The following is a 26395-nucleotide window of genomic DNA, read 5'->3' on the forward strand; positions in this document are numbered from 1 at the left end:
GGCATGAGCGAGGTTGATCAGATCGCGCGGTTCCGGCGGGAACACGGCCTCGACGAACTCGTCGACGTGCACACCCACTTCATGCCCACCAGCGTCATGGACAAGGTGTGGGCATATTTCGACTCGGCCGGGCCGTTGGTGGGCCGGCATTGGCCGATTTCGTACCGGACCAGCGAAGAAGAGCGGGTCGAGCGACTGCGGGCGTTCGGGGTGCGGTGCTTCACCTCGATGGTGTACCCGCACAAGCCCGACATGGCGGCGTGGCTCAACTCGTGGGCAGCCGATTTCGCCGCCCGCACTCCCGGCTGCCTCCATACCTCGACCTTCTATCCCGAACCCGGGGCGGGCGCGTATGTCACCTCCGCGCTCGACGCGGGGACGAAGGTGTTCAAGTCGCACCTGCAGGTCGGCGACTACACACCCCTCGATCCGCTGCTGACCGAGGTGTGGGGCCTGCTCGAGGACGCCGAGGTGCCGATCGTGGTGCACTGCGGGTCGGGACCGGCGCCCGGCACCCATACGGGACCGGGGCCGATGGCTGAATTGTTGTGGCGGCACCCGAAACTCACGGTGATCGTGGCGCACATGGGGCTACCCGAATACGTCGACTTCCTCGATCTCGCGGAGAGGTACGAGCGGGTCCACCTGGACACCACGATGGCGTTCACCGACTTCGTCGAGGAGGACACGCCGTTTCCTCGGGAGGCTCTGCCGAGGCTCGACGTCCTGCGGTCGAAAATCCTTCTCGGAAGCGACTTCCCCAATATTCCCTACACGTATCTCCATCAACTGGAGGCACTCGCACGTGTCGCACCGGATTCGGACTGGCTTCGGGCGGTGTGCCACGACAACGCGGCCGCGCTGTTCGGAATCGAACAACGCGGCCGCTCGCCGGGGCAGGGTGACCGTGGCCGGCCGTCCCGTTCCTAGACGGTCACATCGCGTCTCCGGATCTTCCCGGTCGCGTTTCGGGGGAGTGCGTCGCCGGTGATCCGCCAGTGTGCGGGCACCTTGTAGTACGAGAGCCGTTCCGCGCAGAAGTCGCGCAGGTCCTGTTCACTGACGTCGGAGCCCGGACGGAGCACGACCACTGCCGCCACCTCCTGCCCCAGATCCTCGTGATCGACGCCGACCACCGCGCATTCCTGGACTGCGGGATGCTCGTCGAGCACCTGCTCGATCTCGGTGGGGTACACGTTCTCCCCGCCGCGAAGGATCAGATCCGAGCGTCGGCCGGTCAGCCTCAGTCGTCCCTGCTCGAGTACACCGAAGTCTCCGGTGCGCAACCAGCCGCCCTGCGTGATCGCCGCGGCGGTCGCCGCCTCGTCCTCCCAGTACCCCAGCATCACGAACGGGCTGCGAACGCAGACTTCGCCTTCGACGCCCTCGGGCACCACGTCACCGAGAGGATCGCGGATTTCCATCGCGACGGTGAGGATCGGTCGTCCGAGGGTCCCGGGGAACGCCTCGAGCTCACCCGCGGTGGCTACGGCGACCGCGGTGCTGCACTCGGTGAGGCCGTAGCTGTCCACCAGAGCCTGGTCCGCAAACGGGAACTTCTCGCGCAGCCGCTTCTTGAACGCCGGCGACGAGGGCGCGGAGGCCAGTGCGAACGCAGACAGCGACGACAGGTCGTAACGGTCGGTGTCCTTGTGCTCGAGCATGCGTGCGGCCATGGTCGGCACCGCACCCCAGTTGGTGACCTTCTCGCGCTCGATCAACCCGAAGACCTGATCGACGTCGAAGCGGCCCTCGGTCATCACGACGGCACTGCCCGTGGCCAGCCTGGGCACCGCGAGGTTGTGGAGGCTCGCGATGTGGAACAACGGCGAGGTCAGGAGATACCGGTTGTCGCTGGGCACGGAGTCGTCGTAGGTCCGGCCGTACATGTGCGCGACCATCGCGTCCGAGTAGCGGTGGTAGTCCACCACGGCCAGCAGGTTGCGCTGAGAATGCAGAGCTCCCTTGGGGCGTCCGCTCGTCCCGCTCGTGAACAGGATGACGGCGGGGTCGTCCTCGTCGACGTCGGACGTGGGAAGTTCTGCTCCGGTCCGCTCGGCGACCAGCCGTGGCAGGTCGTCTTCCACGGTGAGGACCGTGAACCCCGACAGGCCCGTCTGGGCGAGCACGTCGGCACGCTTGGCGTCCGTCACGACGACCTTCGGCCGCACGAGGTCGACACCGTAGGCGAGTTCGGACGCCGTCCACCAGGAGTTGAGGCCGACGGCGACGGCACCCAGGCATTGCGACGCCCAGAAGGCGACGATCCACTCGGGGGAGTTGGCGCCGAGGAGCGCGACCCGGTCGCCTTTGCCGACGCCGTACTCGTCGCGCATCGCGGTGGCCACCGCCGCCACAGCGTCGGCGTGCTCGGCGAACGACATCCGTCGATCGAGCGTGATCAGGTAGTCCCGGTCACCCCACGCCCTCGACGCGGCGACGAGATCGCCGACCTTCCGGTCCCGATTCCGGATCACCGGCATCCGGTTTCCGCGCACGTTCTCTTCGACGACCTCGAATCGTCCACCGGGCCCGGTGAGTTTCGAAGTGACTTGAATCAGCATCTGTTGGAGATCTGCGGGTGCTGTCATGGACGAGCCTTTCCGGTTGCCGACGACTACTCGTGTCACGTGACGCACAAGATGCCACGCCGCCCACCTTCCCGGAAGTGAGCCGTACCACTGAGTGGATGGACCTGTGGTGACGGTCACTATCAGGTCTCACTCACCGGGAGTGCCCGAGGTCGGGCACGATGCGCTGGCTACCTTCGCGTCACCCGACACGCCGATGTGATGCTTCGGCCCTCGCCGTCCACTGTATTCGAGCGGGGCTCGGTCGAGACCAAGGAGACCTCGCAGTGAAACGCAGTTCTACTACGAAACTGGTGGCGGCCTTGGCGGCCGCGATGGTGGTGACGTCCGCCTGTGCCTCCGACCGGGAAGGCGAGGCAGTCGTGTCCGCCGGATCGCCTACTGTCGCCGGCCAGTCGGCCGCGGCATCGGAGGCGACCTTCGGAACTCTCGAATCGCCCTGTGGTGCAGGTGATGCCGGCGGGTCCACCGACCAGGGTGTGAGCGATACCGAAATCCGTATCGGTTACGGAGACGACCGTGGGTTCGCGAAGAGCCCCGGCCTGAACAAGGAGATGGGCGACGCCGTCGCCGCCATGATCGACTGGTGCAACGAGCAGGGCGGCATCAACGGCCGCCGGATCGTGGGCACCCATTTCGATGCCGCGATGACGCAGGCCAACGCTGTCATGCAGAACGCATGCGCCTCCGAGTTCATGCTGGTGGGCCACGGGTTCGCGATGGATCAGACCTCGGAACAGACCCGGGTCGCCTGCAACCTCGCGGCCGTCCCGGCATTCACCGTCTCGCCCGACGCGGCGAACGGGCCGATGACCTATCAGGGTGTTCCGTTCCCCGTCGACTACGCGAACGGGTCGCAGTGGTTCCAGATCGCGGAGATGTACCCCGAACTCGTCGGTGAATTCGATGTCATCGACAGCACGATGCCCACGATCATCACCGCGAACACCAAGGCTCGCTCGATCGCCGCAGCGGCCGGATTCACGCTGAAGAACTGCGGTGTCACCCTCAACTACGACGGCGAATCGAGCTACGTCCCGTTCGCCGAGAAGATCAAGCAGTGCGGTGCCAAGGGCTTGTGGACCTCACGTTCGCCGGTGCCCGCCGAGTTCAACTTCGTCAAGGCGCTCGACCAGGTCGGCATCGATCCGATCCTCCTCGGCGAGGCCACCTGGTACGCCAATGCCGTTCCCACCTGGAACGGTGAGACCGGACTGCTCGACAACATGCATGCCGGCATGACGTTCCAGATGCTCGAGAACACGGACGCCGTCCCGGCGGTGAAGAAGTACACCGAACTCGTCGCCGAAGCCGGCGGCAAGACCGCACTCCTCGGTATGCAGGCCACCTCGTCGTTCCTGCTGTGGGCGACGGCCGCGAAGGAATGCGGATCGGACCTGACCCGCCAGTGCATGGTCGACCAACTCTCGCAGATCCACGAGTGGGACGGCGGCGGGCTGCACGCCGTCACCGATCCGGGCAACAACATGCCCGCCACGTGCGGTCTCGTCGTGTCCCTGAAGGGCGCTGAGTACTCACAGGCGTTCCCCGCGGAAGCCGCCGAATTCAAATGTGACGACCGGTATCTCGTCGCCACCGACGCGAAGACATGGGGCACCGACCTGGGCCCGGACCGCATCTCCACGAAATACCTGAACCCGAACGTCATCAGGCCGACCGCCTGATCCGTTCGACCGGTGCCGGCGGCGTGATTCGCGACCGCCGGTACCCTCGAGCAGAGGTACTTGCATGGATACCTTCCTGACCTTCACGATCGTGGGGTTGGTGCTCGGATCGGTGTACGCCATCGCCGCGTCGGGCCTCGTTCTCACCTACAACACGTCGGGCATCTTCAACTTCGCACACGGTGCGCAGGCCATGCTCGGGGCGTTCGCATACTGGCAATTCCGCTACGGCTGGGGACTGCCCACCCCGGTGGCGCTGCTTCTCGTGCTCGGAGTCCTCGGACCATTGATGGGGCTGGCGCTCTACGTCCTCATCATGCGCGGCATGCGCAACACGGCAGAGGTCACCAAGATCGTCGTCACGGTCTCGATTCTGCTCGGCATGCTGTCGGTGTCACATTGGTTCTGGCATCCCGAGCAAGCCCGGACGATGACGATGTTCTTCGGCGACCAAGCCAAGATCGACATCTTCGGGGTGGGAATCCGATACCACGAACTGATCTGCATCGCGGTCGCTGTCCTCATCGCGATCGGGTTGCGGGTCATGTTCACCCGCACCCGCTCCGGTGTGGCCATGCGCGGCGTGGTCGACGATCCGGATCTGTTGCGGCTCAACGGACACGACCCGGACCGGCTCGCCGCACTGTCGTGGATGCTGGGCTCGACGCTCGCCGTGCTCGCCGGCATCCTGGTGACCCCGATCAACGGCGGCACCCTCGAGGCGAACATGCTGACGCTGCTGGTGATCGATGCGTTCGCCGCCGCGATGTTCGGCCGGTTGCGGAGTATTCCGCGGACCTTCGCCGGTGCTCTGTTCCTCGGCCTGGCCGCGACCTACGTGCTCGCGTACTTCCCGACGGCGTGGACGTGGACGTCGAACCTGCGGGTGTCCCTGCCCATGATCGCGCTGTTCGTCGTGCTCATCGTGCTGCCGCAGGACCGTCTGCGCGGAGCGGTCACCCGAACCAGGGAGCGCTACCACGTGCCGTCGGTCCGCAAGGCTGTCGCGTGGGCGGTGGCTCTGGTGGTGATCGTCTACGCGATCCGGCTTCTGATGGTCACGTCGGCGATCACCACGCTCACGATCGGCATGACCTTCGCGATCATCGCGCTGTCGCTGACCCTGCTGACGGGCTACGCAGGCGAGATGAACCTGGCACCGGTGTCCTTCGGCGCGATCGCCACCATCGTCGCCTTCCACTTCGGGATTTCCGGCAGCGGGCTCGCCGCCCATCTGAACCTGTGGGGCATCGCCCTCGGTGTCGCGGCGACGGCGGTGGTCGGCGGCCTCATCGCCCTGCCGGCCCTGCGGCTCCGGGGACTCTATCTGGCATTGGCCACCATGGCGTTCGGGGTGTTCCTGTCCAACATGGTGCTGCGCGACACCACCGTGCACGAGCTGTTCGGTATCAAGTTCTCCATCTTCACGGACGGGAACATCGCTATTCCGCCGCTGAAGGTGGGGCCGCTCGACCTGCGCGACGACACCACCTTCCTGATGACGGTCACGGTGATCTTCGCGGTGCTCGGCGTCGGCGTCATCGCTCTGCGCAACAGCGGTTACGGTCGTCGGCTCGCCGCGATGAAGGACAGTCCCGCCGCGTCGGCGATGCTCGGCCAGAGTCTCGTGCGGCTCAAGCTCGGTGTGTTCACACTCTCGGCCGGTATCGCCGGCCTCGGCGGCCTGTTCATGGCGAGCGCGATGGGATCGGTGTCCAACGAGAGCTTCTCGATCATGGTGAGTCTGTCGTTGCTGATGCTCACCGTGGTGGCCGGTATCGGTTACGTGTCGGGCGCATTGTTCGGCGGTCTGATGTCCGGCGTCGGTTTCGCGGTCATCATGACCTCGTTCTCGAACCTCGCGTCCGCACAGCCCGACCTTGCAGGCATGTGGACGTTCCTCGGGCACGTCGCGGCGGTGAGCCCGGCACTGATCGGCATCGGCGTGGCGGCCAACCCCAGTGGCAGCGTCCACCAGGTCGTCGAGGGCTACCGTCACCTCGCGAACGCGAAGCCTGTTCTGGTGGGTGGCGCCGCGGTGGTGCTGGTGTCGTACCTGCTCGCCCTTGTGGGAGTGCTCGACAACTGGTGGTTCGCGTCGATCACGATTGCGACGGTGTTCATGCTCCCGGTGATGGGGCAGTGGTTGATGCCCGAAGCGGTGCTCGGCGAAGAAGAAGCCGCGCGACGCCGCCCGCTGATCCCGGAACGTATCGGGCTCGACGAGCCGTACAGCGCCGAGGCACGTGACGAGATCGATCGTGAACTCGGGATCTCGGATTACCTGTCGACCCCGCCTGTCCGGGCGGACAAGGAGCTGGTCACCAATGGCTGACACGCCGATTCTCGAAACCCGCGGTATCACTGTGCGTTTCGGCGGCCACGTCGCGGTCAAGGACGTGAGCATTCAAGTGGGACGTGGGACCGTCACCGGTCTGATCGGACCCAACGGTGCCGGCAAGACCACCCTGTTCAACACGATCACCGGATTGCAGAAACCCTCTGCGGGCAAGGTGTTCGTCGACGGCCGGGACGTGACGACGTTGCCGCCGTTCAAGCGGGCCCGGATGGGACTGGCACGCACCTTCCAGCGTCTCGAGTTGTTCGTGTCGCTGTCGGTGCGGGACAACCTCCGGGTGGCCGGCGACATCCACAATGCGAACTCGCGCAATCGCGTCGACGTCGAAGCGGAAACCGATCGGCTACTCGAGCTGACGGGCCTCGGCGACATCGCCGACCGGGACGTGTCCGACATCCCCACCGGGCGGGCGCGTGTGGTCGAGGTGGCGCGGGCACTGATGACCGATCCGCAGATTCTGCTGCTCGACGAACCGGCGTCCGGTCAGACGGAGCAGGAAACCGAGGAGTTCGCCGCGTTGCTCACCGGTCTGGCCGACGACGGGCTCGCGATCTGCTTGGTAGAACACGACATTCCGCTGGTGATGAAGATCTGCTCCACGATCCATGTGCTCGACTACGGTGCGGTGCTCGCGAGCGGGATCCCCGACGAGATCAAGAACGATCCCACCGTGATCAACGCCTACATCGGAACCGAGAAGGAGGCGATATGAGTCCCGAACCCTTGCTCGAACTGATCGGTGTACGTGCGGGATACGGTTCCATCGAGGTCCTGCACGGTGTGGACCTCGCCCTCGCACCGGGAGCGGTCGTCGCGCTGCTCGGACCCAACGGTGGCGGCAAGACGACGACGCTGAAGGTGTGCTCCGGCATCCACCCGGTGTCGTCCGGTGAGTTCCGGCTCGGCGGACATGTCGTGAACGGGGCATCGGCAGCCGAGTTGGCCCGCCTGGGGGTCTGCTCGATTCCGGAGGGGCGAGGGGTCTTCCCCAACCTGACGGTGCGAGAGAACCTGTGGATCGCCACCGGCACGGGTGTCACGCTCGCCGAACTCGAGGACGTGGCCTACGCACGGTTCCCCATTCTCGGTGAACGCCGGACTCAGCTGGCGGGATCGATGTCGGGCGGAGAACAGCAGATGCTTGCGTTGTCGCGGGCGCTCGGGACGAATCCCACGGTGTTGCTGCTCGACGAACTGTCCATGGGCCTAGCACCCCGGATCGTCTCGCAGATCTACGACATCGTGGGGGAGCTTGCGGCGGAAGGGGTCTCGATTCTCGTTGCGGAACAGTTCGCTCGGGCCGTCCTGCCCATCGCCACCAGCGCCGCGCTGATGCTGCAGGGACGCGTGGTGCGCGCGGGCGATCCGGCGGAGATCGAAGAAGAACTGTCTACCAGCTACCTAGGAGGATGACGATGACCACTGCGGTCGACGAACGACGTGAGCAATTCAAGCAGGATGTGGCTGCCCTGGGGCTGGGCACCACGAGCAACGGATCCGGCGGGAAGGGCCGGATTGCCGGCATTGTGCTGATGATCATCGGGGTGGCAGCCGCATTCGTCGTCTACATCGCGTCGCTGACGCTGTCGGACCTGCGAGACATCGCCTCGTATCAGCTGCTGAGCATGGGATTCATCGCGCTCACGCTGGTCGGCGCGGCCGTCTACGTGGCGTCGGTGGTTGCAAAGGTTCTGAGGTTGTGGCTCGTGCGTCAGCTCCTGGAGGGCAACGCGCAGACCGAGCGAATCGTCGAGGCCATGTCGCGCGACAAGATCTGACGCGGTGAGCCGGGCACACCCGGCGCCCGAAACGGCAGGCCCGGCCTCGGTTCGTCGAGGCCGGGCCTGCCGTGGGTTCGAGCGGAGGGTGTCAGGAACCCGCTGCCTCGAGGCCGGTGGTGATGTCGGCGAGGATGTCGTCGATGTTCTCGATGCCGACGGCCAGGCGGACCAGGCCGGGGGTGACGCCCGCTGCCAGCTGCTCTTCAGCGGTGAGCTGCGAGTGGGTGGTGGATGCCGGATGGATCACCAGCGAACGGACGTCGCCGATGTTGGCGACGTGGCTGTGCAAGGTCAGCGCGTTGACGAACTTCTTACCGGCGTCGATACCGCCCGCGAGTTCGAACACCACGATGGCGCCGGGCCCCTTCGGCGTGAGCTGCTCGGCCCGATCGTGCCAGGGCGAGGACTCCAGGCCCGCATATGCCACCGAGGTGACCTCGGGCCGGGCTTCGAGGAACTCGGCGACCTTCTGCGCGTTGGCGACGTGGCGTTCCATCCGCAGGCTCAGGGTTTCGATGCCCTGCGAGATGAGGAACGCGTTGAAGGGCGAGACCGCCGAGCCGAGGTCGCGCAGCAACTGCACGCGTGCCTTGAGGGCGTACGCGGGAGCGCCGAGATCGGCGAAGACCACACCGTGGTAGCTGGGGTCGGGCGTGGTGAAACCGGGGTGCCGGCCCTGCGTCCAGTCGAAGGTGCCGCCGTCGACGATGACGCCGGCGATTGCCGTGCCGTGACCGCCGAGGTACTTGGTCGCCGAGTGCACGACGATGTCGGCGCCGTGCTCGAGGGGACGCAGCAGGTACGGGGTCGCGACCGTGTTGTCCACGATCAGAGGCAGGCCGTTGTCGTGGGCGACGCCCGAGATGCCGGAGATATCGAGGATGTGGTTCTTCGGGTTGGCGATGGTTTCGCCGTAGAACGCCCGCGTGGTGGGACGCACGGCGTCGCGCCACTGGTCGAGATCGTCAGGATCCTCGACGAACGAGACCTCGATCCCGAGCTTGGGCAACGTGTAGTGGAAGAGGTTGTAGGTGCCGCCGTACAGGTACGGGCTCGAGACGATGTGGTCACCGGAGCCGGCGAGGTTGAGAATCGCGAACGTCTCGGCAGCCTGCCCGGAGGACAGGAGCAGCGCGGCGACGCCACCTTCCAGCGAGGCGATGCGCTGCTCGACCGCGTCCTGGGTCGGGTTCATGATGCGCGTGTAGATGTTGCCCGGCTCGGCGAGACCGAAGAGCGCTGCCGCGTGATCGGTGTTGTCGAAGGTGTAGCTGGTGGTCTGGTAGATCGGCAGCGCACGGGCCTTGGTGTCGCCCCCGGCAGGCTGACCGACGTGGATCTGTTTGGTCTCGAAGCTCCACGACGCGCTGGGATCGACTGCTTCGGGGGTGTTGTCACTCATGGGTCTACTGCTCCGGATTCGGTGAGGTGAACGGGTCGTCGTGACGCTGACCTTGCGGCTCCGCGCGCGACGCCGTCGAATGCGGTCCGCGGGGGCCGGGGTGGGTGCGGGCGGTCAGCCGGCCGGGCACCCGCACATACACAGGCGACAGGCATGACGGTGCGGTCGCTGTGCCGACCGCTCGTACGTCTTGCTCACGGCTTCGACAATAACGGCTGGCGACGATTCCGACCAGGCCCATAGGAAACCGGGGGCAGGTCAGGGGGTCTGGCCGGTGAACGCTACCTACAGCCTGTGTGTTGCCCTTTCGGAGCCGTGTGTGATCCTGCTAACGTGCTGGAACAGATTCTAGTTTCGTGGGGCGCGCAGGGTCGTGGCCAGTGCTTTTGGAGGTAAATTTGACCGCCGTCGACTTCTCGCTCGGGCATGCACCCACTCCCGCGAAGCGCGAACTACCACCTTCGATGATCGATCGGATGACGCTCATCCTCGAGAGTTTCGACAGCAGGGGAGCGCTCACGCTCGAAGAGGTCACCTGCCGTTCGGGGCTTCCCCGCTCGACGGTGCACCGCATCCTCGACCAGCTGGTCGGGCGCGGGTGGATCGACCATGCGTCGTTCGGATACTGCCTGGGAGCACGCGCGCTCGGACTCGGCGGTAGCGACACAGGGCATCGGCGTATCCGAGAGGCGGCAGCGCCGCATCTCCATGAACTCGCGCTGCAGACGGGCGCGGTCGTGCATCTGACCGTCCTCGACGGCAACGAGGTCCTCTACCTCGACAAGGTCGGGGGGCAATTCGCGTCGAGTGTCCCGTCGCGTGTCGGCGGACGTTTTCCCGCATATGCCACCGCATCCGGCAAAGCGATCCTCGCCTGGCTCGAGCCCGAGCGCGTCGACGCTCTCTACGGCAAGCGTCTGCCGCCGTGCACCGATCGCACCATCGGCGACAACGCGACGCTCCACCAGGAACTGAACCGCATCCGCAAGCGCCGGGGTGTCGCTTTCGAACGCGAGGAAGCCGCGTCCGGCATCGGATGTGTGGGCGTAGCGCTGCGCGGCGTCGACGGCCCTGTCGCGGCGCTGTCCCTGGCCGCAGACGCACGTTCGACCCGCCTCGAATGGGTGGCGCCGATCGTCGCCGACGCGGCCCGCAAGATCACCCGCACCCTCTTTCCGGATCACGACCGGGAAGAGACGCCCGGCACGGCACTGCCGGCGTCAGGCTCGCTCGACCGGGTCGTCGCCAAAGCTGCCGGAAGCCGGTAGGGCAGAGAACTCCGGGCGGAAGGGCGACTTCGCCGCGGAAGGCGGGCGGGCGACGTCAGCGTTCCGGGTGCAGCGCCATGTACCGCGCGGGCAGTTCTCCGCCGCCGTGCACGGCGAGGTCTGCTCCGTTCACGTACGACGCCAGCGGGCCGGCGAGAAACAGGCATGCACCCGCGATGTCGGAGGGCACGGCCATGCGCTGCATCGGCAGTGTCTTCGTCACGGCGGCACCGCCGTCTGCCCCGTACACCTCCGCTGCGGCTTCGGTCCGGATCAGGCCGGTGGTGATGTGGTTGACCCGCACTGCCGGAGCCCACTCGAGGGCGAGCGCCTTCGTCAGCGCGAGCAGTCCTGCCTTCGCGGCCGTGTACGCGGCGGTGCCGGGCTGCGGGTCGTGTGCCGACACGCTCCCGATGTTGATGATCGACCCGCCGTCGTCCTGCCGGCACATGACGGCATTCGCCGCCTGGGCGACGTAGAACGGGGCGAGCAGGTTGAGTGCGACGATCTTGTCGAAGAAGCGTGTCGAGACGGTCGCGGCGTCAGAATCGGGCGACCCACCGGCGTTGTTCACGAGAACGTCGAGACGGCCGAATTTTTCGACGGCCGTCTCGACGAGAGACTTCGCCTGCCCGGCATCGCGGATGTCGGCAGCGGTGAACGCGGCGGAACGGGAATCCACTGTGGGCAGCGTGTCGGGCGCGGTGCGACCGCATACGAGTACGTCCGCGCCGGCGGCCAGGAAGGTCTCGGCGATGACGTACCCGATGCCCTTGGTGCCGCCGGTGACGAGGACCGCGCGACCGGTGAAATCGGCAGGATTGTCGAAGAACATGCCGCGGAGACTATGACGAAATGTGCGCCGGTGCCCCGACGTTCCCGCTCAGCAGGTGCCTACAGCAGGTGCACCTTCTTGTAGAGGATCTTCGACGGTCCGCCGATCAGGCCCACGTTGTCGAGGAAGGTCATGAGCTTGGCGCCGGACTTGCGCACCCGGTCGTGGTGGTGCGTGTTGTTCCGGGCTTCTTCGAAGGCGCGCTCGGTGTCGAGGCCCGCGTTGGCGTAGACGTCCGGGTGGATCATGCTCTTGACGACGAAAAACACGACGACCGCGGTGTTGATCCGTTCGATTGCGAGCCGCAGGCGGCTCGCACCGTTCAGTCGGCGTCCCACTTCTTCACGGGCGAACCGGATGTGGCGCGCCTCCTCGAGGACGTGGATCTTCGAGACCGCACGTGTGACGGGCTGGACGCGTTCGTCGCGCATGAAGTCGCGTTGCATCATGTCGAGGATTTCTTCTGCGGCCATGACCGCGGCGTACGCGTTGGCGCCCTTGAAGAAGTGGCCCCACAGGCGGCCGAGGTGGTGGATGTAGCGGGGCGGCCCGTAGCTGGGCATGTTCAGCCGTTCGCCGGCCCGGGCGAACATCACGGAGTGGCGGCACTCGTCGGCGATCTCGGTGAGCGCGAACTGGACGTGCCGGCTGTGCTTGTCGCGATCGTAGACGTCGCGCAGAAGCATCTGCATGAGCAGGATTTCGAACCACAGGCCGGTGCTGGACACACTCGCGGCTTCGTTCTTGGTGAGTTCGATGCGCTGTTCGTCGGTGAGTTCGTCCCACAGGGCGGTGCCGTAGAGCGTGCTCCACTCGGGGGTCATGCCGAACTTGTCGTCGGGGACGGGGGCCTCCCAGTCCACTTCGACGACGGGGTCGTACGACTTGCGGGCGGACGAAGCGAGCAGGCGACCGGCAGTTTCCTCACGATCGGAAAGCCGGATGCCGGGTACGAAACCCTTGCTGGATTCGCGGGTGAGCGATGCGGTCATGTCTCCACCTTTTAGTGTGACGACGGGTAACTGGTAAGTGAGGTTAGCGTGATCGCGCGCACAGCACAACGTCTGCGTCCGACTCCGTGTCGGACGCAGGGAGGAGTTCCGCGACAGTTACGAGCGCGCGGGTGCCCAGAGTGCCGATGCGATCGCGCCGACCAGCAGAATCGCGGCCATCGCCCACAAGCCCTGCTGCATGCCTGCCAGGAACGCGTCCCGCGCGAACTCCGCGAGCACGTCGCCCTGGGGACCCGCCTGTTCGGCGACCTCGACTGCCGCGGCCAGCGAATCCTGCACTGCGCCTCGTGCCGGTTCGGGAATCGACGGTGCGATCGGATCGATCCGGTGCCCGTACGCGGCCGCGAGCACACTGCCCGCGAGGGCGACGCCGATAGCAGCGCCCACTTCGCGGGTCGCGTCGTTGACGGCCGACGCGACACCCAGTTGGTCCTCCGGCGTGGTGGTGACGATCGCGTGGGTCGCGGGCGCGGTGCAGACGCCGATTCCGATACCGGCGATCGACATCGCGATGGCGACGTCGGCGTACGACGAGTCCGCGTCCAGCAGACTCATGACGATCATCGACACCCCGATCAGGGCGAGCCCGACGCTCATGAGGACACGGAGTCCGAACCACCGCAACAACATCGGCACCCCGACCGAGAGCACCATCACCACCAGGAAGATCGGGGTGAGGGCCACGGCCGACATCAGCGGCGAATACCCGAGCACGAGTTGCAGGTATTGCACGATGAGATAGAAGACGCCGAATCCGGCGAGATACTGCAGTGTGAGGCCGCCTGCTCCGACCGCGAACGCGCGCTGGGAGAACAGCCGTACGTCGAGCAGGGGTGCTGGTGAGCGCCGCTCGACGAGCACGAACGCCACTCCGGCGGCCACTCCCGTGACCAGCGCGCCGACGGTGAGTGCGTCGATCCATCCGCGCTGCGGGCCCTCCATCACGCCGAGGACGAACAGCCCGACCGCCGCCACGACGAGCACGGCTCCGACGATGTCGAACCGCGCCGGTTCCGCCGCGCGGGAGGACATGATCGTGGCGCCCGCGACGACGAGCACGGCCGAGATCACGGCGAACGCGGCGAAGATGAGCTTCCACGACCCGTATTCGAGAATGACGCCCGACCCGAGCATGCCGATGACCGCGCCGGATCCGGCGACCCCCGCCCAGATCCCGATGCCCCGGGAACGATGCTCCTCGGTGAACGCCGCGGTGATGAGGGACAGCGTCGCAGGCATGACGAGCGCCGCACCGACCCCGGCCACGGCGCGCGCCGCGATCACCCAGTTCGGATCGGACAGGAGCAGGGGAAGCGCCGACCCGATCCCGAAGACGACCAGGCCCGCCAGCATGACTCCGCGCCGGCCGAACCTGTCTCCGAGCGCGCCCGCCGGGAGCAGCAGTGCCGCAAGGGCGAGCGTGTATCCGTCGACGATCCACGTGAGCTGGGCCTGGGTCGCCCCGGTCTCGACCGCGATATCCGGTAGTGCCGTGTTGAGCGACGCCATCGCCGCGATGACGGCGGCGACCGCTGCGCACGCGACGGTGAGCAGCCATAACTGAGACCCCGTCATGCGGGTCTTCTGCACGGCGAGCGAAGCTGATTCGGACACGGGCGCCTTCCGGACGAACGTGGTGCCGGAGTAGGAAAAAGACTGTCGGCATCGTAGCCGAACCGGCGGTGCGGGACCGGTCACGACGCGGCGCCCCCGGCCGTGTCATAGCGCGGCAGTGTCAGGCCGCGGAGTCGGGAGGGGCCGTGGGGTTCTCCGTGCGCGCATCCGTGTCCCGCCCTCGGCGCAGCACGTACGCGCGCGAGTGACGGAAGTCCTTGACCCGCAGGTTCCGCACGACATGAAGCCGGAATTCGGGGTGGTCCTCGAGTTCCGCGGCGAGCTGCTGGTCGATCAGGATCGAACCGGGGCGAGCGGCACCGGTCAACCGTGCGGCGATGTTGACCACCGATCCGAACAGGTCGCCGAAACGGGCCAGTGCCGGGCCCGAGGCCAGACCGATCCGCAGGGCGGGTGTGTCTTCGAACGCGGCGAACGCTTGCTGCAGTTCGAGCGCGATCCGCGCGGCGTCGACCGCATCCTCGGCGGCGAACATCACCTCGTCGCCGACGGTCTTGATCACCCAGCCGGCGTGGCGGGTGATCACGCCGGACACCGCGGCCTCGAAGTGATCGAGCAACACGTTGAGTTCGTCGGCGTCGATACGCCGGGTCAACTGGGTGTACCCCACCATGTCGGCGAATCCGACGACGAGCGGACGGGTCTGCGCGTCCCCTTGGACGCGGACGGCGGTGCGGTTGGTCGTGGCGACCAGGTGCCGACGCCACATGTAACCCTGGAGGCTCTCGGCACGGTTCGCCACGCGGCGGAGGATGTCGTCGACGAACTCGCGGATCTCCTCGTCTTCCGGGGGTGCCGATGCCGTGCCGTACGCGGTGGAGAGCTGGGAGACGACGTGGCTGCTCAAGAGGGCGAACTGCCATTCGCTCAGCCGCGACATCGACTGTCCCAGCGAACGCGCCGCGGATATCTCGGCGGAGGGGTCGATGGCGCCGCTGCCGAGGATCGCCGCGAGATTGCGCAGGGCGCCGAGATCCCCGTCGGTGAACATGACCGCGCCCGGGTCGGGGTCGACCGTGAATCCCAGGGCCTGCCACAACTGGCGGACACGGGTCGGCTCCAGCCCGGCGAGGTCCGCGACCTCGCGCAAGGTGTAGCGGCGAACGCCGAGCAGGGTGCGTTCGAGCTCGGCGCGGATCGTCGCAAGCACCTCGGGGGTGGCCTGCGACCGTTCATCGGGCGGGGTCACGAGACCATCCTTACCTGTACTTCGGTTGGCGAGGCTGTAGATTCCGCCACCGGCGCTCGGTGTCGTGTCGTACACATGTGCGACAGTGGGCGTCGAAAAAGCGCCGGACAATCCAGCGAGCCGAGAAAGGACATGGCATGCCGCCCCGCACACGCGCGGACCATCTGACGGAGGAGCAACTCGGCGAGCTGAGTAATGCACTCGCGGAGGGTCGTCGCGCGACTGTATATCTCATCGACGGCATTCCGAGCCTCGGCATCGAACCCGGCGCGTCGGCGCGGGTGGTGTCCGTTTCCGGCACCACCGTCATGGTGCGGCCGAAAGGGGTCGACGACGAGTTGCCCTTCGAGTCCGACGAACTGCGCCTGACCCGGCAACCCGCCGGGGCGCCTGCGAAGAAGACAGCGGCCACGAAGTCCGCTCCCGCGAAGGCGGCGGCGTCGACGTCCCCGGCTGTGACCCCTTCTGCCGGGAGGCCTGCTGCCACCAAGCCTGCTGCCCCCCAGCCTGTTGCCGCCGGTCCCGCTGCCGCCAAGCCCGCGTCGAGGCCTGCTCCTCCGGTGCGTGGTGCCCAGACCAAGAGCGTCGAGGAGACGAAACCCGTGAACGACACGACCCCCGGTTCCGCCGCACCCGCGTCGCCCGCCAAGCCGAAAGCCCCGGCGCGCAAGGGTAAGAAGGCGCCCACGATCAGCATCACCATCACCATCGACCCCGAGAGCGAATGGACCGTCGGAATCGCGCACGGCACACGGAAGGTCGGCAAGCCGGCAGCCGTGGCGCCCGACGCCGTCGAACGGGCCGTCAAAGAACTCGGTGATCCCGGTGCCGTCGAGGCGGTCCAGTCCGTGATCGACGCGGCCCGCAGCGCAGCCGAGGAACGTGTTGCGCAGCTCAGCCGCGAACTCGAGGAAGCCCGAAAAGCTCTCGAAAGTCTCGGCGCAACCCCGAAAACAGGCATCGACCTCTAGTACCCTCACGACGAAGGTCGCCCGCCGCGCGAGAGGGACACGATGCTCAAAAGGTTCGCTCTACTGGCCGCCGCAGTGATGGCGTTGGCGGGCGGTGGGATGGGGATAGCCACCGCAGCACCCCCTGTCACCCTCGGCGGTGGTTCGGGGATCACCCTCGGCGATGGTGGCCAGGACATCTACGACTGCACCCTCACCACCATCGGAAACGACGCCTCGGGTCGTCTCGTCGGCCTGACCGCGGCGCATTGCGTCTCCCCGGCATGACCGTGAAGGCCGAGTACGACACCGCGGCCGGTCCCGTCGGGCGGATCGTCTCCGCGAACACCGTGCTCGACTACGCGGTCATCGAGTTCGATCGCGGCAAGGTCGTGCCCGTCAACCGGGTAGGAAACACGTCCATCACCGGAGTAGGGGCTCCCGCCGGTTTCCCCGATATCGCGTGCAAAGAAGGCCGTACGACGGGCAACACGTGCGGTGTCGTGTGGGGCGACGTCTTCGGTTCGCAGGAAACCTGGACCCAGGTGTGCGTGATCGAAGGCGATTCGGGTGCGCCACTGGTCGTCGGTACGACGCTCGTCGCTATGGTCAACGCCTACCTGTTCGCGCCGTGTGCCGGCCCGCAGGTCGGAACGAACATCGACGTGATCTTCGGCGACATCGACGCTCGTGGCGGCGCGGGAGCGGGGTTCCGGCCGATCTAGCCGGAACGCCCACTCCCGCAAGACCGGTCGGCGGTCACCCGCACACCGCGCCGTGCGATGCCGAGCCGACGAGCTTGGTGTATTTGGCGAGCACACCACGTGTGTACCGCGGCGGCAACGGTTCCCACCCTTGCTGCCGCGCCGCCATCTCCTCGTCGCTCACCAGCACGTCGAGGACGCCGTTGGCCACGTCGAGCCGGATCCGGTCGCCGTCGCGGACGAAGGCGATGGGTCCGCCGTCGACTGCTTCGGGTGCGACATGCCCGACGCACAGGCCGGTCGTGCCACCGGAGAAGCGCCCATCGGTGAGCAACAGGACATCCTTTCCGAGACCCGCGCCCTTGATGGCGCCGGTGATCGCGAGCATCTCCCGCATCCCGGGCCCACCCTTCGGCCCTTCGTACCGGATCACGACGACGTCTCCCGCCGTGATGGTGCCGTCCTCGAGCGCGTCCATCGCCGAGCGTTCCCGCTCGAAGACTCGCGCGGTGCCCTCGAACACCGACTCGTCGAATCCCGCCGACTTCACGACCGCGCCGCCGGGAGCGAGGGTGCCGCGCAGGATGGTGATCCCACCGGTGGGATGAATCGGGTTGCTCAGAGCGCGCAGCACCTTGCCGTCGGGATCGGGCGGGGCGATGCCGGCGAGATTCTCCGACAGCGTGCGGCCGGTGACGGTGAGACAGTCGCCGTGGAGCAGTCCGGCGTCGAGCAACGCCTTCATGATCACCGGTACGCCGCCGATGTGGTCGACATCTTTCATGACGTGGGTGCCGAACGGTTTGACGTCGGCGAGGTGCGGCACCCGAGCGCCGACGCGCACGAAGTCGTCGAGGGTGAGTTCCACCTGCGCCTCGTGTGCGATGGCAAGCAGATGCAGGACCGCGTTGGTGGATCCACCGAACGCCATGACCACGGCAATCGCGTTCTCGAACGCTTCCTTCGTCAGGATGTCGGACGCGGTGATCCCGCGGCGCAGCATCTCCACGACCGCTTGGCCGCTGCGCCGCGCGAACCCGTCGCGCCTGCGGTCGGTGGCGGGTGGTGACGCGCTGCCGGGCAGCGACATGCCGAGGGCTTCGGCGGCACTGGCCATCGTGTTCGCGGTGTACATGCCTCCGCATGCGCCTTCTCCCGGGCAGATGGCCCGCTCGATGGCACCGAGGTCGGCTTCCGACATCAGGCCCCGCGCGCATGCGCCGACGGCTTCGAACGCATCGATGATCGTGACGTCGCGTTCGGTGCCGTCGGACAGTTTTGCGACACCCGGCAGGATCGATCCGGCATACAGGAACACCGACGCGAGGTCGAGGCGGGCGGCGGCCATGAGCATGCCCGGCAGCGACTTGTCACACCCTGCGAGCAGTACCGATCCGTCGAGGCGCTCGGCCTGCATCACCGTCTCCACGCTGTCGGCGATCACTTCCCGCGACACGAGCGAGAAGTGCATCCCCTCGTGCCCCATCGAGATGCCGTCGGACACGGAGATGGTGCCGAACTCGAGCGGGTAGCCCCCGGCCGCGTGCACACCCTCCTTGACGGCCTGCGCCAACCGATCGAGCGACAGATTGCACGGGGTGATCTCGTTCCACGACGACGCGACGCCGATCTGGGGTTTTTCCCAGTCGTCGTCGCCCATGCCCACCGCGCGGAGCATGCCGCGGGAGGCGGTCTTCTCGATTCCGTCGGTGACGTCGCGGCTTCGGGGTTTGAGGTCGGGCAGATGCTGCTCGGGCCGATCGGTCATGAGGCTCCGTGCCGGCGGGGGTCGCGCCCGGTGAGGGCGAGCAGGCGGTCCTGCACAGACGCATCGTCGCCGACGGGAACGGGATCGGCGAAGAGCCCGCTGCCCGCAAGCATGTCGCTCTGCGGCTCGAGGTCCTTCCAGACGGCGTCCACGAGAGCCGGATCGAGTTGCTCGTCCGATCCGGTGGCACGGGCGAGGTCCCACGCGTGCACGGTGATGTCGCCGACCTGTTGCCGCAGATAGTCGATGCACGGCACGGCGCCGTAGGACAGTTGGACTTCCTGGTCGGCCGGCGTCGCGGCCCACGCCTCGGTCGCCTGCTCGGAGAATGCGGACCAGTCGGCGGCAAGGTCGTCGCCGAGGGGTTCGAGAGCGGACTCGGCCTCTTCGAGTGTGCGTCCCGACAGCAACGGCGCCACCCAGCGTTGTTCGTCGACGACGTGCCGGACCAGAGTTGTGATGTCCCATTCGGTGTCGGGGGTGGGGGCGTGCCAGTCGGTGATCTGCGCGACGCGGCTGTCGAACTCGCGCCGAGCGGTGCGTTGTAGTGAAACCCAGTCGTTCGCCATGGTTCCCACCCTAGACACGGGCGGGCTGTGATCACGGCGATTTCAATCCGTGCGTCCGCGCTCGGCGTGCGTCAGGATCGACCGGGAGTCCGCCGTCCGCGGTGCTCGTCGCCGATCCGAGGAGAAATGCATGTCCGTCCCCATCGTCGAGCTCGCCCCCGGGCTGAACGTCAGTGCTCAGGGCTACGGCGCGATGTCGGTTTCCCCCGCATACGGACCGATCGATCCCGACGAGGCCCTCGCCACGCTGCACCATGCGGTGGACCTGGGAGTGACCTTCGTCGACACGGCGAACGTGTACGGCAACGGCACCAGTGAAACCGTGGTCGGGAAGCTGCTTCAATCTCGCCGCGACGAGGTGCAGATCGCGACGAAGTTCGGTCTGGTCGGTGCCATCGGTTCTGCCGGGACCGGCAACCGCCGCATCGACGGCCGTCCCGAATACGCGAAGCAGGCGATCGACGAATCACTCGCTCGGCTCGGGGTGGACAGCGTGGATCTGTATTACCTGCACCGTGTCGATCCGGAGGTGCCCATCGAGGAGACCGTCGGTGCGCTCGCCGAACTCGTGCTGGCCGGCAAGGTCCGCCACATCGGATTGTCCGAGGCAACCGGCGACGAGATCCGTCGCGCACACGCCGTCCACCCGATCGCAGCGGTGCAGTCCGAATGGAGCCTCGTGTCGCGAGATGTCGAACGACATGTGGTGCCGACGGCCGCCGAACTGGGCATCGGGTTCGTGCCGTACTCACCCGTGAGCAGGGGCCTGCTCACCGATTCGTTCGACCCGGAGCAGCTCGGGGAGGGAGATCTGCGGCGCAGATTCCCGCGATTCGCGTCCGGTGCCCTCCCAGGCAACCTCACTGTGCGAGACGAGGTCCGGGCGGTCGCCGACGAAGCCGGAGTGACGGTCGCGCAGGTCGCGCTGGCGTGGCTGGACGCGAAAGGCCGCGAGTTCGGTCTCCCGTCGGTGTCGATTCCCGGCACCCGGTACGCCGCGCGGGTCGCCGAGAACGTGGGCGCGCTCGACGTGACGCTGACACCGGACCAGATCGCGCGACTCGATCTGCTCGCCGACAAGGTCGCCGGACCGCGGTCCGCAGACCCACAGTGGGTGTCGCTCGGTCGCGAGTAGTCGGCGTCGCTCTCGAGCGTGGGAGTAACGTTCGTCCATCATGAGGGCGTGGCTGGTCTGGAGTGTCGGTGTTTTCGCCTACATCGTGGCGGTTCTGCACCGGACGGCGTTCGGCGTTTCCGGGCTCGCCGCGACCGAGCGTTTCGAGATCTCCCCGGCGGTGCTCTCGGGGTTCGTCGTCCTTCAGCTCGTCGTGTACGCGGGCATGCAGATCCCGGCCGGGGTGCTCCTCGACCGATTCGGTTCGCGCTGGGTCATCGCGATCGGTGCGGCGGTCATGGCGGTGGCTCAGTTGGTGCTCGCCACCACGGAGTCGTTGCCGATCGCCTATCTCGCCCGGGTGTTCGTCGGCGCGGGTGATGCGCTGACGTTCATCTCGGTTCTCCGGCTGGTGCCGGTATGGTTCGCGCCGCGACGGGTGCCCCTCGTCTCGCAGCTCACCGGGATTCTCGGCCAGATCGGCCAGGTGCTGTCCGCGGTTCCGTTCGTGCTGGTGCTGACCGGTGTGGGATGGACCGCGGCGTACGGCAGCGCGGCGTCGATCGGTGTGTTCGCCTGCATCCTGGTCATCGCCACGGTGCGTGACGCGCCGTACGGAGACGCGCCGGCCACGCGGCCGATGGGCCTTCGCGAGTTGGTCGCACAGATCGGTGTGGTGTGGCGCCGCCCGGGCACCAAACTGGGCTTCTTCACCCACATGGGCACCCAGTTCTCGGTGACGACCTTCGCGTTGATGTGGGGTGTTCCCTATCTGGTCTCCGCGCAGGGGCTGTCGGCGGCTACTGCCGGCACGATGCTGACGGTCTCGGTAGTTACCGCGATCGCGGCGGGCCCCGTCCTCGGCATCCTGTCCGGCCGCTTTCCTCTCCGCCGCTCCTGGATGGTGCTGGCGATCATGCTGGCGAACGCGACGATCTGGACCGTGGTGCTGGCGCTGCCCGGTCCGGCGCCGATCGCGTTGCTCGTGCTTCTCATCGTCGTCATCTCCGTAGGCGGCCCCGGCTCGATGATCGGGTTCGACTACGCCCGCACGTTCAATCCCGGCACCGCGCTGGGGACCGCGAACGGCATCGTCAACATCGGAGGGTTCCTCGCCACTCTGCTGGTCGTGCAGACGATGGGTCTCGTCCTCGAACGGCTCGGTGGGTACACCTTCGACGCGTTCCGTGTCGCGTGGCTTGCGCAGTATCCCGTCTGGGTGGTCGCGATCGTCGGTGTTCTTGTGACGCGCGGCCGTGCGCGCCGCGAGGCGGGTGTGCATCCGCGCAGCTCATGGCAGGTTCTACGGCAGCGGACCGCGCCGCGTCGCGGGGAACTGGCAGACTCGGAGGAGAACATCCAGAGGAGGACGAGCAGTGACACCGACGGTGGGCGACCCTGATCCGGGCGCCCCGATTCCGGAACCTCCTACGGACGGACAGAGCGCGACGTCGCTCTCACCGCGCGAACTCGCCAGGTTCTTGATGGTGTACAAGTTCGGCATCGACGAGATGATGACCAAGATCAACATCTTGCGGGACGAATTCACCTACGCCCACGACTACAACCCGATCGAGCACGTCAAGTCGCGACTCAAGACCCCCGAGTCGATTCTCGCGAAGGCCGCCCGCAAGGGCGTCGAACCCTCGCTGGACGGCATCCGAGCCAACGTCCGCGACATCGCGGGTATCCGCATCTCGTGCAGTTTCACGTCCGACGTGTACCGGATCTCGGACATGATCACCCGGCAGCGCGACGTACGGGTCGTCGACGTGGTGGACTACATCGCGCACCCGAAGCCGAACGGGTACAGCAGCCTGCACGTGATCGTCGAGGTCCCGGTGTTCATGTCGGACCGGGTGGAATCCGTTTACGTGGAACTCCAGATCCGCACGGTCGCGATGGACTTCTGGGCCAGCCTCGAGCACAAGATCTATTACAAACACGATCGTGCCGTGCCGAGCGATCTGCGCGAAGAACTACGGCTCGCCGCCGAAACGGCCCGTGCACTCGATGTACGGATGGAAGCGCTGCACGAGCGGGTACACGGCCGGTTCGACGACTGACGCTATCGGGTTCGTCCTCGAACGGCTCGGCGGGTGCGCCTTCGTGTCTTGTCAAGTAGGAGCACGTAATTCGCGGGGTCGCGGTGAGGCTTGTGGCTCAGGCACATGGGGGTTGCACACGTACCCGTCCACCCGGGGTCCGCTGATCGATCAGGAATCGAGAAGCCGCCGCCCACGGTGAGGACCTAATCTGGGAAACGCCGCACGTGACCGACACCGGGGAGGGACGCCATGACCACGAAAGCGACTGCGGACGAGAGCTTTTCTGTGCAAGAGCGTGCTGCCATGAAGGAACGTGCAGCAGAAATCAGGGCCGAGAACAAGCGCGCCAAGAGCGCCGAGAAGGCCGCTGCGGACGAGGCGGACGTGCTGGAGAAGATCGCCCGGATGCCGGACGGCGACCGTGAGATGGCGGAACGCGTCCACGCGATCGTCACAACCGTCGCTCCGGAGCTGGCCCCGAAGCTCTACTACGGACAGCCCGGGTACGCCCGCGGCGGCAAAGTGCTCTGCTTCTTCCGTAGCGGACAGATGGACAAGGAGCGCTACTCGACGTTCGGGTTCAGCGTTCAGGCCGAACTGGACTCCGACGACGGATTCTGGCCCACCGCGTACGCGCTACAGGAGCCGTCCGAGGACGCATGGGAACGCCTCGGCGAACTCGTCCGCCGGGCTGTCGGCGCACCCGGCAGCGACTGACTCTCGGGTCACCGGCTCTCGGGCGACCGGCGCGGTTCAGTCCTTTTCGGAATCGTCGGACGTAGCGTCCTTTCCGCCGCCGCCCGCAGTCACGGTGGCTTCCTCCGTCACCTCGCCGTTCCCGCCGACCGTCTCGATGACGAGGGCGTTCTCTCCAGCGTCGACGCGTACCGTGTCTCCGCTGGACAGCGTGCCCGCAAGCAGCAGATTCGAGAGTTTGTTGTCGAGTTCCTTCTGAATCGTGCGACGCAACGGACGCGCTCCGAACTCCGGCGCGAACCCCGTGTCGACCAGCCAGTCCACCGCGCTGTCGGTGATCTCGAACTCGACGTTCTGTGCCCGCAGCAACCGTTTGGTTCCGCCGAGCATCAATCCGACGATCTGGTGCAGTTGTTCCTTCGCGAGTCGATGGAACACCACGGTCTCGTCGATCCGGTTGAGGAACTCCGGCCGGAAATGCGCGTGCAGGCGTTCCATCAACCGCGGTGTGAGGGACTCGATGTCGTCACCGGAGTGGGCCAGGATCATGTCCGACCCGATATTGCTCGTGAGGATGACGATCGTGTTCTTGAAATCCACCGTGCGGCCCTGGGCATCGGTGACGCGCCCGTCGTCGAGCAGTTGCAGCAGCACGTTGAACACGTCCGGGTGCGCCTTTTCGATCTCGTCGAACAGGATCACCGAATACGGCTGACGACGAACCTTGTCGGTCAACTGCCCGGCCTCTTCGTACCCGACGTAACCGGGAGGAGCACCCACCAGTCGCGACACCGTGTGCTTCTCCTGGAACTCGCTCATGTCGAATCGGATCATCCGGTCTTCGTCACCGAACACCGCTTCTGCCAGTGCTTTTGCCAGTTCTGTCTTGCCGACACCGGTGGGCCCGAGGAACAGGAACGACCCGATCGGCCGATTCGGGTCGGCGAGTCCGGCACGTGCCCGGCGAACACCTTCGGCAACTGCGGTGACCGCTTGCTCCTGGCCGATCACCCGCGCGTGGAGCACGTCCTCGAGGTCCAGGAGCCGCTGCCGTTCCTCCGCCGTCAACTCGGACACGGGAATACCGGTCTGCCGGGAGATCACCTCGGCGATGTCGAGCACTTCGACCTGCGGGGTGGACTCGGTTTCTCCGACTCCGGTGCGCTCTTCCAGCGCGGTGATCGCCTTCTTCAGTTCCCCCGCCTTCGCATAGTCTTCGGCAGCGACGGCGGAGTCCTTCTCGCGTTCGAGGCGTGCCAGTTCCTCCTCGTGGGAACGGGTGTCCGCGTCGGGAGTCTTCGTACGCAAGCGGACTCGCGCGCCGGCCTGGTCGATCAGGTCGATCGCCTTGTCCGGCATGAACCGGTCGGTGATGTACCGGTCGGACAGTTCGGCCGCGGCGATCAGCGCCTCATCGGTGTAGTGGACCTGGTGGTGCTCCTCGTAGACGTCGGCGAGTCCGCGCAGGATTTCGATGGTGTCGTCGACCGATGGTTCGACCACCATGACCGGCTGGAACCTGCGTTCGAGCGCAGCATCCTTCTCGATGTACCGGCGATACTCGTCGATCGTGGTCGCGCCCACCGCGTGCAGTTCCCCGCGCGCGAGGGCGGGCTTGAGCAGGTTCCCGGCGTCCATCGATCCCTCACCGCCGCTGCCTGCGCCGACGATGGTGTGCAACTCGTCGATGAACAGCACCAATTCGTCGGAGTGGTCGCGCACCTCGTCGAGAATCTTCGTCAGTCGTTCCTCGAATTCGCCGCGGTATTTACTGCCCGCGACCAGCGACCCCACGTCGAGCGCGACGACTCGCCGGTCGGCGAGTGTGGAGGGCACATCTCCGTTGACGATGCGCTGGGCCAGGCCCTCGACGATCGCGGTTTTGCCCACGCCGGGATCCCCGATGAGCACGGGATTGTTCTTCCTGCGACGGGAGAGGATCTCCACTGTCTGCGCGATTTCGTCGGCGCGGCCCACCACCGGGTCCACATTTCCGGCGCGCGCTTCCGCGGTGAGGTCCCGTCCGTACTGGTCGAGCGTGGGCGTCGTGCTGGATGAGGCGTCGCGACGGCCACCGGTGTCGAGTTTCGCGCCGGCGAGCGCATGTGCGGCAGCGTTCTCGCTGTTCTCCGCGATCCCGTACAGGATGTGTTCGGGCCCGATGTAGCTTGTGCCCGATTGTCCTGCCTGCTGCTGGGCGACACGGAATACGCGCTTCGCCGCCGGACTCAACACCGGCGGCTCGCCTTCGCCCTCACTCTCACTCTTGCCCGCGAGCGAACGCATCTGCTCGGCGACGGCGTCGGGATCGAGTCCCAGGCTGCTGATCACGCCGCGGGTCGGGTCGTTGAGGGTGGCGGCATACAGCAGGTGTTCGGGAGTCAGTTCCGAATTACCCCATTCTGATGCGGCATTTCGGGCATCCGCGACAAGTCTCTTGGCGTCGTCGTTGAGCAGTCGGCTCAGATCGACGCGCTGGACCGGTGGTTGGCGCATTCCACCGGGGCCGAAGAATCGGTCGAAGATGTCTTCGAACGGATCACGCGAAATCCAGCTGTCGGTCATAGTCTCCTCCGAGACGGAGAGGATGTAACGCTATCCGGCACTCACCCAAAGCATTTCGTACCAGTCGCCTCCGGCGACGGCCTCGCTCGGTGATTCGGTGTCGGCTGCCGACATTGATCGTATACCGCTCCCGGTGTCCCCCGCGGCGGGTTGTGCGAGTTCCTCCGGAGGGGTAGCAGGCGTTATGTGGTCGTCCGCCCGCGTGCGCTGAACGTCCGGTGCC

At 66.6% G+C, this 26395-nt stretch carries 21 protein-coding genes and 1 pseudogene; 13 read left to right on the forward strand and 9 right to left on the reverse strand.

From position 1 onward, the window contains the following. Positions 1 to 3 precede the first annotated feature (3 nt). The gene (locus HF886_RS20205; RefSeq protein ID WP_169653302.1) at positions 4 to 930 is read left to right on the forward strand and encodes an amidohydrolase family protein; all 927 of its coding nucleotides are present in this window, start codon (positions 4 to 6) and stop codon (positions 928 to 930) included. On the opposite strand, the gene HF886_RS20210 is transcribed toward HF886_RS20205, so the two are convergent. Beyond that, positions 927 to 2591: a class I adenylate-forming enzyme family protein gene (locus HF886_RS20210; RefSeq protein ID WP_169622871.1), complete on the reverse strand. Its 1665-nt coding sequence runs from the start codon at positions 2589 to 2591 to the stop codon at positions 927 to 929. The genes HF886_RS20205 and HF886_RS20210 overlap by 4 nt on opposite strands. Before the next feature lie 266 nt (positions 2592 to 2857). Here HF886_RS20210 and HF886_RS20215 point away from each other — a divergent pair, with 266 nt between their 5' ends. From HF886_RS20215 to HF886_RS20235, 5 genes are all read left to right on the forward strand, one after another. Continuing rightward, positions 2858 to 4276 (forward strand): ABC transporter substrate-binding protein, encoded by a 1419-nt coding sequence (locus HF886_RS20215; RefSeq protein ID WP_169622872.1) that lies wholly within the window; start codon positions 2858 to 2860, stop codon positions 4274 to 4276. Positions 4277 to 4340: 64 nt separating this feature from the next. Then, entirely contained in the window at positions 4341 to 6611 is a 2271-nt protein-coding gene (locus HF886_RS20220) for an ABC transporter permease (protein WP_169653303.1), read from the forward strand. Continuing rightward, the gene (locus HF886_RS20225) at positions 6604 to 7347 is read left to right on the forward strand and encodes an ABC transporter ATP-binding protein (RefSeq protein ID WP_169653304.1); all 744 of its coding nucleotides are present in this window, start codon (positions 6604 to 6606) and stop codon (positions 7345 to 7347) included. The genes HF886_RS20220 and HF886_RS20225 overlap by 8 nt, the downstream gene beginning before the upstream one ends. After that, positions 7344 to 8048, forward strand: a complete 705-nt coding sequence (locus tag HF886_RS20230; RefSeq protein WP_169622875.1) for an ABC transporter ATP-binding protein — start codon at positions 7344 to 7346, stop codon at positions 8046 to 8048. Before HF886_RS20225 ends, HF886_RS20230 begins: the two co-directional genes overlap by 4 nt. Next, positions 8045 to 8413: a hypothetical protein gene (locus HF886_RS20235; protein WP_206039016.1), complete on the forward strand. Its 369-nt coding sequence runs from the start codon at positions 8045 to 8047 to the stop codon at positions 8411 to 8413. The genes HF886_RS20230 and HF886_RS20235 overlap by 4 nt, the downstream gene beginning before the upstream one ends. 91 nt (positions 8414 to 8504) lie before the next feature. Here the strand turns inward: HF886_RS20235 and HF886_RS20240 are convergent, their stop codons facing one another. Beyond that, positions 8505 to 9818, reverse strand: a complete 1314-nt coding sequence (locus HF886_RS20240; RefSeq protein ID WP_169622877.1) for a bifunctional o-acetylhomoserine/o-acetylserine sulfhydrylase — start codon at positions 9816 to 9818, stop codon at positions 8505 to 8507. Between the two features lie 398 nt (positions 9819 to 10216). On the opposite strand from HF886_RS20240, the gene HF886_RS20245 reads away from it, so the two are divergent. Then, a complete protein-coding gene (locus HF886_RS20245) occupies positions 10217 to 11086 on the forward strand; it encodes an IclR family transcriptional regulator (RefSeq protein WP_240952787.1) in 870 nt (289 codons plus the stop codon). A gap of 55 nt (positions 11087 to 11141) precedes the next feature. Here the strand turns inward: HF886_RS20245 and HF886_RS20250 are convergent, their stop codons facing one another. From HF886_RS20250 to HF886_RS20265, 4 genes are all read right to left on the reverse strand, one after another. Further along, entirely contained in the window at positions 11142 to 11921 is a 780-nt protein-coding gene (locus HF886_RS20250; RefSeq protein ID WP_169622878.1) for an SDR family oxidoreductase, read from the reverse strand. Between the two features lie 59 nt (positions 11922 to 11980). Beyond that, entirely contained in the window at positions 11981 to 12913 is a 933-nt protein-coding gene (locus tag HF886_RS20255) for a diiron oxygenase (protein WP_169653306.1), read from the reverse strand. Positions 12914 to 13030: 117 nt separating this feature from the next. Beyond that, positions 13031 to 14509, reverse strand: a complete 1479-nt coding sequence (locus HF886_RS20260; RefSeq protein WP_169653320.1) for an MFS transporter — start codon at positions 14507 to 14509, stop codon at positions 13031 to 13033. A gap of 160 nt (positions 14510 to 14669) precedes the next feature. Further along, complete coding sequence (locus HF886_RS20265) at positions 14670 to 15758, reverse strand: adenylate/guanylate cyclase domain-containing protein (RefSeq protein ID WP_296549209.1); 1089 nt, start codon at positions 15756 to 15758, stop codon at positions 14670 to 14672. Between the two features lie 137 nt (positions 15759 to 15895). Between HF886_RS20265 and HF886_RS20270 the strand changes: the two genes are divergently transcribed. After that, positions 15896 to 16729, forward strand: a complete 834-nt coding sequence (locus HF886_RS20270; RefSeq protein WP_169653307.1) for a DUF6319 family protein — start codon at positions 15896 to 15898, stop codon at positions 16727 to 16729. Positions 16730 to 16771: 42 nt separating this feature from the next. Beyond that, positions 16772 to 17433 (forward strand): annotated as a pseudogene (locus HF886_RS20275) (serine protease). A 34-nt stretch (positions 17434 to 17467) separates the two neighbouring features. Here the strand turns inward: HF886_RS20275 and ilvD are convergent. Then, positions 17468 to 19180, reverse strand: coding sequence for a dihydroxy-acid dehydratase (gene ilvD, locus HF886_RS20280; protein ID WP_169622882.1), 1713 nt, complete (start codon positions 19178 to 19180; stop codon positions 17468 to 17470). After that, a complete protein-coding gene (locus HF886_RS20285) occupies positions 19177 to 19749 on the reverse strand; it encodes a TIGR03086 family metal-binding protein (protein WP_169653308.1) in 573 nt (190 codons plus the stop codon). The genes ilvD and HF886_RS20285 overlap by 4 nt, the downstream gene beginning before the upstream one ends. Positions 19750 to 19879: 130 nt before the next feature. On the opposite strand from HF886_RS20285, the gene HF886_RS20290 reads away from it, so the two are divergent. The 4 genes from HF886_RS20290 (at position 19880) to HF886_RS20305 (ending at position 23628) form a co-directional block, all read left to right on the forward strand. After that, complete coding sequence (locus tag HF886_RS20290) at positions 19880 to 20884, forward strand: aldo/keto reductase (RefSeq protein ID WP_169653309.1); 1005 nt, start codon at positions 19880 to 19882, stop codon at positions 20882 to 20884. A gap of 40 nt (positions 20885 to 20924) precedes the next feature. Next, positions 20925 to 22265: an MFS transporter gene (locus tag HF886_RS20295; RefSeq protein WP_169653310.1), complete on the forward strand. Its 1341-nt coding sequence runs from the start codon at positions 20925 to 20927 to the stop codon at positions 22263 to 22265. Positions 22266 to 22278: 13 nt separating this feature from the next. Further along, complete coding sequence (locus tag HF886_RS20300) at positions 22279 to 22929, forward strand: GTP pyrophosphokinase family protein (protein WP_346765251.1); 651 nt, start codon at positions 22279 to 22281, stop codon at positions 22927 to 22929. Between the two features lie 231 nt (positions 22930 to 23160). After that, positions 23161 to 23628 carry a DUF1801 domain-containing protein gene (locus tag HF886_RS20305; RefSeq protein WP_169653311.1) on the forward strand — a complete coding sequence of 156 codons (468 nt, stop codon included), beginning with the start codon at positions 23161 to 23163 and terminating at the stop codon, positions 23626 to 23628. Between the two features lie 36 nt (positions 23629 to 23664). Here the strand turns inward: HF886_RS20305 and HF886_RS20310 are convergent, their stop codons facing one another. Continuing rightward, positions 23665 to 26172: an ATP-dependent Clp protease ATP-binding subunit gene (locus HF886_RS20310; protein WP_169653312.1), complete on the reverse strand. Its 2508-nt coding sequence runs from the start codon at positions 26170 to 26172 to the stop codon at positions 23665 to 23667. Positions 26173 to 26395 lie beyond the last annotated feature (223 nt).

The organism is Rhodococcus sp. 105337 (assembly GCF_012844225.1).
Taxonomy (GTDB): domain Bacteria; phylum Actinomycetota; class Actinomycetes; order Mycobacteriales; family Mycobacteriaceae; genus Rhodococcus.

Coding starts and splice junctions, on each gene's coding strand:
- HF886_RS20225 (WP_169653304.1), top strand. CDS start 6,604: ATGGCTGACACGCCGATTCTCGAAACCCGCGGTATCACTGTGCGTTTC.
- HF886_RS20305 (WP_169653311.1), top strand. CDS start 23,161: ATGACCACGAAAGCGACTGCGGACGAGAGCTTTTCTGTGCAAGAGCGT.
- HF886_RS20255 (WP_169653306.1), bottom strand. CDS start 12,913: ATGACCGCATCGCTCACCCGCGAATCCAGCAAGGGTTTCGTACCCGGC.
- HF886_RS20310 (WP_169653312.1), bottom strand. CDS start 26,172: ATGACCGACAGCTGGATTTCGCGTGATCCGTTCGAAGACATCTTCGAC.
- HF886_RS20270 (WP_169653307.1), top strand. CDS start 15,896: ATGCCGCCCCGCACACGCGCGGACCATCTGACGGAGGAGCAACTCGGC.
- HF886_RS20220 (WP_169653303.1), top strand. CDS start 4,341: ATGGATACCTTCCTGACCTTCACGATCGTGGGGTTGGTGCTCGGATCG.
- HF886_RS20260 (WP_169653320.1), bottom strand. CDS start 14,509: ATGACGGGGTCTCAGTTATGGCTGCTCACCGTCGCGTGCGCAGCGGTC.
- HF886_RS20240 (WP_169622877.1), bottom strand. CDS start 9,818: ATGAGTGACAACACCCCCGAAGCAGTCGATCCCAGCGCGTCGTGGAGC.
- HF886_RS20210 (WP_169622871.1), bottom strand. CDS start 2,591: ATGACAGCACCCGCAGATCTCCAACAGATGCTGATTCAAGTCACTTCG.
- HF886_RS20205 (WP_169653302.1), top strand. CDS start 4: ATGAGCGAGGTTGATCAGATCGCGCGGTTCCGGCGGGAACACGGCCTC.
- HF886_RS20290 (WP_169653309.1), top strand. CDS start 19,880: ATGTCCGTCCCCATCGTCGAGCTCGCCCCCGGGCTGAACGTCAGTGCT.
- HF886_RS20285 (WP_169653308.1), bottom strand. CDS start 19,749: ATGGCGAACGACTGGGTTTCACTACAACGCACCGCTCGGCGCGAGTTC.
- HF886_RS20295 (WP_169653310.1), top strand. CDS start 20,925: ATGAGGGCGTGGCTGGTCTGGAGTGTCGGTGTTTTCGCCTACATCGTG.
- HF886_RS20230 (WP_169622875.1), top strand. CDS start 7,344: ATGAGTCCCGAACCCTTGCTCGAACTGATCGGTGTACGTGCGGGATAC.
- HF886_RS20235 (WP_206039016.1), top strand. CDS start 8,045: ATGACGATGACCACTGCGGTCGACGAACGACGTGAGCAATTCAAGCAG.
- HF886_RS20250 (WP_169622878.1), bottom strand. CDS start 11,921: ATGTTCTTCGACAATCCTGCCGATTTCACCGGTCGCGCGGTCCTCGTC.
- ilvD (WP_169622882.1), bottom strand. CDS start 19,180: ATGACCGATCGGCCCGAGCAGCATCTGCCCGACCTCAAACCCCGAAGC.